Here is a 6,982-nt window from a genome sequence, read left to right on the forward strand (position 1 = left end):
CGCTGCTGCGCGCATTACAATAACTCTCATAATGGGAAGCCATAATGACGGAACAACAGAACTCCTCTGCCGTGGTTGAAGAGACCAGGGAGGCCGTGGATACCACGCCACAGCCAGAAAAAGCTGAGAAGAAGGATCGCACCAATAAGACCAGCCTTGCGCTAAGTGCGATTGCTATCGCCATTGCGCTGGCGGCTGGCGTGGGGCTTTATGGCTGGGTGAAACAGCAGACCTCAACGCAGTCCGCTACCAGCGCTGAGCTGGTGAGCCAAATCACTGCCCTGCAAAAGGCGCAGGAGACGCAAAAAACGCAGTTTGAAGCGGTCATCAAGCAGCAGAGCGATGCGCTGACAGCAGCAGATCGTCAGCAGGCCGAGCTGAATAAGCAGCTTGATGAGCTGTCGCAGAAGGTAGCGACCATTTCGGGAACCGATGCTAAAACCTGGCTGCTGGCGCAGGCCGATTTCCTCGTGAAGCTGGCCGGGCGGAAGCTGTGGAGCGATAGCGACATCACTACCGCCGCCGCGCTGCTGAAAAGCGCCGACGCGAGCCTGGCCGATATGAACGATCCGAGCCTGATTGCCGCCCGCCGCGCCATCACCGATGACGTGGCCAGCCTATCCGGCGTGGCGCAGGTGGATTACGACGGCATCATCCTCAAGGTTAACCAGCTCTCCAACCAGATCGACAATCTGCGCCTGGCGGATAACAACGACGACGATGCGCCGATGGATAACGACAGCGGTGAGCTCTCCAGCTCACTGAGCGAGTGGCGGGTAAACCTGCAAAAGAGCTGGCACAACTTTATGGATAGCTTTATTACTGTCCGCCGCCGCGATGAGACCGCGGTCCCCCTGCTCGCTCCGAACCAGGATATCTACCTGCGAGAGAACATCCGCTCTCGCCTGCTGGTTGCTGCGCAGGCCGTGCCGCGCCATCAGGAAGAGACCTACAAGCAGGCCCTGGATAACGTCTCAAGCTGGGTACGCGCTTACTACGATACCGATGATGCGAGCACCAAAGCGTTCCTTGAAGAGGTCGATAAGCTCAGCCAGCAGAATATCACTATGGAGCTGCCGGATTCGCTGCAAAGCCAGCCGATTCTGGAGAAGCTGATGCAGACGCGCGTGCGTAATCTGCTGGCACAGCCAGGGGCGGCAGCAAATGAAGCAACGCCAGCTCCGCCGGCGAATGAAGCAGCGCCTGCCGCTGCGCCGCAGCAGGGGGAATAATTATGCTTAAAGTATTGCTCCTCTTTGCACTGCTGCTTGCCGGGATCGTTGTCGGACCCATGGTCGCCGGCCATCAGGGCTACGTGCTGATCCAGACCGATAATTACAATATCGAAACCAGCGTGACGGGTCTGGTGATTATCTTGATCCTCGCCATGGTGGTGCTGTTTGCCGTTGAGTGGCTGCTGCGCCGTATTTTCCATACTGGTGCGCGCACTCGTGGCTGGTTCACGGGCCGCAAACGCCGCCGCGCCCGCAAGCAGACCGAGCAGGCGCTACTCAAGCTGGCCGAAGGCGACTATCAGCAGGTTGAGAAGCTGATGGCGAAGAATGCCGATCACGCCGAGCAGCCGGTAGTTAACTATCTGCTGGCCGCCGAGGCAGCCCAGCAGCGCGGCGACGAAGCCCGGGCTAATCAGCATCTGCAGCGCGCCTCCGAACTGGCCGAACACGATCCGATTCCGGTGGAGATCACCCGTGTGCGTCTGCAGCTGGCCCGTAACGAAAACCATGCGGCACGCCACGGCGTGGATAACCTGCTGGAGATTACGCCACGCCACCCTGAGGTGCTGCGTCTGGCCGAGCAGGCCTATATCCGTACCGGAGCATGGAACTCCCTGCTGGACTGCATCCCGTCTATGGCGAAAGCTGGCGTCGGCGATGAAGCGCACCGTGAGGCACTGGCCCAGCAGGCGTGGATTGGCATGATGGAGCAAGCCCGGGCCGAACGGGGCAGCGATGGCCTGAAAACCTGGTGGAAGCATCAGAGCCGCAAAACCCGCCAGCAGGTTGCGCTCCAGGTGGCCATGGCCGAGCATCTGATTGAGTGCGACGATCATGACACCGCCCAGGAGATCCTGCTCGACGGGCTGAAACGTCAGTATGACGATCGTCTGGTGCTGCCGATCCCGCGTCTGAAGACCAACAATCCGGAACAGGTAGAGAAGGCGCTGCGCCAGCAGATCAAAACCCAGGGCGATCGTCCGCTGCTGTGGAGCACGTTAGGTCAGTCACTGATGAAGCACGGTGAATGGAAAGAGGCGAGCCTGGCATTCCGTGCCGCGCTGAAGCAGCGCCCGGATCCGTTTGACTATGCCTGGCTGGCCGATACCCTTGACCGTTTACAGCAGCCGGAAGAGGCCGCAGCCATGCGCCGTGACGGCCTGATGCACACCCTGCAGAACAATCCCCCGCAGTAAACCCGCCATAAAAAAACGCCCGCTCTGAAACCAGAGCGGGCATTAAACAGGTCTGCGTGACAACAAATTGGTGCTTCACTCAACGTTGTGTCCATGGTGTTTGATGAGGCCGGAGCGACATCTGTCTGTGGACGATAAGCACCATTAAACGGCTCTGCGTCATTCCCGAGTTTATGAAGCCTGGCGGCGAGCATAAGAGATGGAATGAGCATCTACAGGTATATTATTGCACAACCCGTGCCACTTTTTCACTCCTAAAACTAGCAGCCTGTATTCATTTAAGAATTATGGAAGGCGTCACGAAATCGCGCCGAAAAGCAGGGTGAAGTGCGGATAAAACAGCGAAAGTGTCGCTTTATGGCGACGAAAATAACACCTAATCAATAATCTTTTTTAAAACAAAATATTACATGTCTTTAATTAACGACATCTGATGTCTATCTTGTCTCCTTAATAGTTTCCCGCCACTCTATTTTGCTCATTTCACCAGGCCAGGATCCTGTACCTTTTGTTTAATATTGCACCAAGTGCGCTTTATAAAAATAAAAAGGTAATCGAAATGAGCAATCCAAACATCTCTACCGGTACGCCGGTAGTCAGCGTTAATGATAACCGGGGGCTGGCCGTACGTGCCCTTAACTGGAACCGGGAGCAGGACGGCGATCCGCTGCGCCTGCTGGTCAGCCATTCATATGTGGATAACGCCAGTCGGGTAGTGTCGCACCGCGACCCGCGCCTATATGCGCTGTGGACTGATGACAGCGCAACTCCGGCGAATCTTCGGACCACGCCCTCGCTGGCAGGCCAGGTGCTGCGGCGGGAGAGCAGCGACAGCGGCAGCCAGGTGACGCTGTTTGACGCGGCGGGCCGCCCGGTATGGGTCCGGGACGGGCGCGGCACGGTGCAGACCGTGGCGTATGATGCACTGGGACGTCCTGAGAGCGGCAGCGAGCAGCTGAGCGGGAGCAGTGAAATCCGTGTCAGCTGGCGTAGCGGCTACGGCGATGCCGGGCCAGTGGATGATGGCTCCCAGGGGAACAATCTGCGCGGCGTGAATATCGCGCACTATAACGGTGGTGGCCTGCTCCAGGTCAATTCAGTGGCGCTCAGCGGGGCGGCACTCCGTCAGGCGCAGCGCTTTCTGGCCTCGGCGGAAAGTCTACCGGACTGGCCGGAGGATGACACGGCGCGGGAAACGCTGCTGGAGGCAGATGGGTTTACCACAACCACTGCCGCCGATGCCCGCGGCGCAACGCTGAAGCAGACGGATGCCATGAGCCATATTCAGCAGTGGCGTTATGACGTCAGCGGTAATCTCCGTCACCAGACGGTGACCCCGGCTGGCGGAGAGACACAGGCTCTGCTGACAGATGTGGCATGGAGCGCGGCGGGCCAGATACTAACGGAGTCAGCCGGCAACGGGGTGACCACCACTTACGGCTACGACCCGCAGAGCCAGTGGCTTGCTACCATCAAGGCGCAGCGTTCCGATAACACCATACTTCAGTCACTCAGCTACGGATACGATTTTACCGGCAATGTCACCTCGCTGAGCGACGGCACCGTGACGGCGGGCTACTGGCGCAACCAGTCTACCAACGGTGCCCGGCAGTTTACCTACGATGCGCTCTACCAACTGATGAGCGCCACCGGACGTGAGAACGCAAACAATACCGCCATGCAGTACAGCACGCTGCCGGTGATGTCTGACGGCAGCCAGTATGTCAACTACACCCGCAGCTATGTTTATGACGATAGCGGTAACCTGAAGAGTCTGAAGCACACCGGCGCGGGGAACTTTACCCGCACCATGACTACAGATACCACATCCAACCGCAGCGTGCAGCAAAACGACGGCGGGCCGCAGACCCCGGATGAGGTGGCGGGTTGGTTTGACGCTAACGGCAATCTGTTAACTCTCCAGGCCAGCGCCGCAGGCAGTGACGGTCTGGCGTGGGATGGCAGTAATAACTTACAGCAGGTCACTCTGGTGAACCGCAGCAGCGGCGACAATGACCGGGAAATCTACCAGTACAGCGGCAGCCAGCGGGTGCGCAAGCAGACGCGAACCCTGGTAAACAGCAGCAGCGGTTTATGGAATGTGGACGAGGTACGTTACCTGCCGGGGCTGGAGCTGCGCAAAAGCTGGCAGGAAACGGCGGGCAGCAGCGCGACACCGTCACTGACGGAGGAGCTGCATGTGGTGGCCAGCCAGGCAGGGCGGGCCGGTATTCGGGTACTGCACTGGGAAACCGGAAAGCCGGACGGTATTGATAATAACCAGGTGCGCTGGAGCGTTGATGACAATATCGGCTCGCTGTCGCTGGAGCTGGATGCAGAAGGTCAGCTTATCAGCCGGGAGGAGTACTATCCCTTCGGCGGCACGGCGGTGTGGGCGGCCAGAAGCGAGGTGGAGGCGGAATATAAAACCGTGCGCTACTCCGGCAAGGAGCGGGACGGCACCGGGCTGTACTACTACGGTCATCGCTATTACGCCCCGTGGCTGTGCCGCTGGGTGAGCGCCGACCCGGCAGGCGAGGTGGACGGGCTGAATCTGTTCCGGATGGTCGGCAATAACCCCGTAACATGGATGGATGCGGCAGGGTTGGAAATAACGATAGTTGATACAACTGGTCATATAAATAATCGGTTTAGAGATCAGATCATAGAGGATTATCTGAGGGACAGTGGAGATAACCGAGCTATTGCTGAAGAAGTAATTAATAAATTGCGGAATGATGATTCTAAATTCCAAAGCAAGCAACATTTTATTGACATAGTGTCTTATAAAGTTGAAATGGCTATAAAGTTACAAGAGAATAATGCTGATGCACTTGCTCAACAAAGATTCATGACGTTTAACGCAATAGAAAAAACCGTTAAAGATAATGCGACTAAGAAATTGACTTTTGGGGATATAAAGTCAGGTAAGCACATGAAAGGATATAAATTTTCCACTCCCAAAAGTCCTATTGACGTTATTGACAAGCTCGTGGAGGAGAATGCAAAAAGTGACGAGGGTGTGATAAGAATATATCGATCGATGCCAATCGCAGAAGCAAAGAAATTCCTAAACCACGGGGCGGGTATAAATGACTATAACTTCAATGCGTTGAGCGGCCATTTTGGGGATTATGCTCAAGCAATGACTTATTATCATAACCATCCTCATGACCAAGTTTTGCTAGAATTTGTATTGAAAAAAGGCGCCGCTGGCGTGTTATTTAGCCCAGCTGCCTCCGCAATTCAGGAGACGGGTAACGTCCCTAAATTTTTAGCGGCGATGGCACTACAAAACAAACAGGGAAACTACCCAAAAGGCACCCAGAACGAGGGGTTACTCGATGGTTATATTGGTATAAAATCAGAGCAGCGTGGAGAGGCACAGTTTAGTCTGGGTGTGGGTGGCAAGAAAAAATCTAAGCAACTACTCGGTAAATTGACACAGAGTGTTAACATAATTCAAGGTCACAATAACCTATAGCGAATAGAGAAGGGTTATATCCAGTCCGCTCCTTAAATCGGTAGGTACGCTGTATATTTGTGCCAAAACTGAAAAACCCCGCTATAAAGCGGGGTTTCGAAATGTGGTCGGCGAGAGAGGATGACTCGCCACTCCGTGGCTCGCCCTGCGGGTCGTTGCTGAAGCAACGTTCTTTCGCTTCGCTCAAGTCGAACCTCCTGCCCCGGAGGTTCTCATCCTCTGTGAAATTTGGGCGAAAAAAACCCCGCTATAAAGCGGGGTTTCTAAATGTGGTCGGCGAGAGAGGATGACTCGCCACTCCGTGGCTCGCCCTGCGGGCCGTTGCTGAAGCAACGTTCTTTCGCTCCGCTCAAGTCGAACCTCCTGCCCCGGAGGTTCTCATCCTCTGTGAAATTCAGGCGAAAAAAAACCCCGCTATAAAGCGGGGTTTCTAAATGTGGTCGGCGAGAGAGGATGACTCGCCACTCCGTGGCTCGCCCTGCGGGCCGTTGCTGAAGCAACGTTCTTTCGCTCCGCTCAAGTCGAACCTCCTGCCCCGGAGGTTCTCATCCTCTGTGAAATTCAGGCGAAAAAAAACCCCGCTATAAAGCGGGGTTTCTAAATGTGGTCGGCGAGAGAGGATTCGAACCTCCGACCCACTGGTCCCAAACCAGTTGCGCTACCAAGCTGCGCTACTCGCCGATGTACTGCTTTTTGAATTTTTAGTTCAATTCATTTTAAGTCGTGGTGCGAGGGGGGGGACTCGAACCCCCACATCCTAAGGACACTAACACCTGAAGCTAGCGCGTCTACCAATTCCGCCACCTTCGCATTTCACAACTTTAAATAATGGGGTGGCTAATGGGACTCGAACCCACGACAACTGGAATCACAATCCAGGGCTCTACCAACTGAGCTATAGCCACCACTACTCATTCTTTTACGCGGTCCTGTTTGATTTCACAGTCCACCGCAGCTCCAGCACCGGGTAAAATGGTGCGCCCGACAGGATTCGAACCTGAGACCTCTGCCTCCGGAGGGCAGCGCTCTATCCAGCTGAGCTACGGGCGCTTAGCGCCGTTGCGGGG

General features: G+C 55.8%; 3 protein-coding genes, 4 tRNA genes and 3 other RNA genes. 3 read left to right on the top strand and 7 right to left on the bottom strand.

From position 1 onward, the window contains the following. Positions 1-44 precede the first annotated feature (44 nt). The 3 genes from hemX to RTP97_RS20955 all read left to right on the top strand — a co-directional run bounded on the left by hemX (position 45) and on the right by RTP97_RS20955 (position 5,915). Entirely contained in the window at positions 45-1,232 is a 1,188-nt protein-coding gene (gene hemX / locus RTP97_RS20945; protein WP_312417050.1) for a uroporphyrinogen-III C-methyltransferase, read from the top strand. 2 nt (positions 1,233-1,234) lie between these two features. Further along, positions 1,235-2,431: a protoheme IX biogenesis protein HemY gene (gene hemY, locus RTP97_RS20950; RefSeq protein WP_312417053.1), complete on the top strand. Its 1,197-nt coding sequence runs from the start codon at positions 1,235-1,237 to the stop codon at positions 2,429-2,431. Positions 2,432-2,990: 559 nt separating this feature from the next. Further along, entirely contained in the window at positions 2,991-5,915 is a 2,925-nt protein-coding gene (locus RTP97_RS20955) for an RHS repeat-associated core domain-containing protein (protein WP_312417055.1), read from the top strand. A 104-nt stretch (positions 5,916-6,019) separates the two neighbouring features. Here RTP97_RS20955 and RTP97_RS20960 read toward each other — a convergent pair. The 7 genes from RTP97_RS20960 to RTP97_RS20990 form a co-directional block, all read right to left on the bottom strand. Then, positions 6,020-6,152, bottom strand: a non-coding RNA gene (locus RTP97_RS20960) — RtT sRNA. 33 nt (positions 6,153-6,185) lie between these two features. Further along, positions 6,186-6,318, bottom strand: a non-coding RNA gene (locus RTP97_RS20965) — RtT sRNA. 34 nt (positions 6,319-6,352) lie between these two features. Continuing rightward, positions 6,353-6,485, bottom strand: a non-coding RNA gene (locus RTP97_RS20970) — RtT sRNA. 34 nt (positions 6,486-6,519) lie between these two features. Beyond that, a tRNA-Pro gene (locus RTP97_RS20975) sits at positions 6,520-6,596 on the bottom strand. A gap of 43 nt (positions 6,597-6,639) precedes the next feature. Beyond that, positions 6,640-6,725 (bottom strand) — tRNA-Leu (locus tag RTP97_RS20980). Between the two features lie 19 nt (positions 6,726-6,744). Continuing rightward, positions 6,745-6,820: transfer RNA gene (locus RTP97_RS20985), tRNA-His, on the bottom strand. 68 nt (positions 6,821-6,888) lie between these two features. Beyond that, positions 6,889-6,965 (bottom strand) — tRNA-Arg (locus tag RTP97_RS20990). Positions 6,966-6,982: the final 17 nt, after the last annotated feature.

Source organism: Pseudescherichia sp. (assembly GCF_031998825.1).
Classification (GTDB): domain Bacteria; phylum Pseudomonadota; class Gammaproteobacteria; order Enterobacterales; family Enterobacteriaceae; genus Pseudescherichia.